At 57.4% G+C, this 425-nt stretch carries 1 protein-coding gene; it reads right to left on the bottom strand.

The window, feature by feature from the left end; translation table 11 throughout:
* The coding region (locus tag HV477_RS28100; RefSeq protein WP_175065769.1) for a fimbria/pilus outer membrane usher protein at nt 1-425 on the bottom strand (425 nt) is incomplete at both ends.

Consider the following 425-nt stretch of genomic DNA (forward strand, 5'->3'; position numbering starts at 1 on the left):
CCCGGTTATCCTTCTGCACGCTGTAGCTCACCTGACGGCTGTCGCCCCACGGGATACTGATGGTGGCGTAGACCTGGTTCTGGCTGCCCCCGCCGGTGTACTGGTTACGGGCAAACGACACCGAGGCTGAGAGCCCCTGAAGGTCGCCGAGACTGAACACTTTATTGAAGCTGAGCATGTAGTTATTGTTGGACTGCGCATTCCAGTAATTGAGCCGGCTTACCGAGAGGGCCGCGCTCATGTTGAGTACCGGAACGGACTGGCTGTAAGTCACGGTGTAGCTTTGTTTTTCATGCCATGCATCGCCGCCGTCGGTGGCCCGACGCTGCAGGTACTCCGGCATGGACAGAAAATGGCGGTCCGAGAAGCGGTATCCGACGAACGCCAGGGTACTGCCGGTTTTATCAAACGTTTTGGCATAGTTG

Origin of the sequence: Salmonella sp. SG203, assembly GCF_013350575.1 — a bacterium.
GTDB classification, from domain to species: domain Bacteria; phylum Pseudomonadota; class Gammaproteobacteria; order Enterobacterales; family Enterobacteriaceae; genus Salmonella; species Salmonella enterica.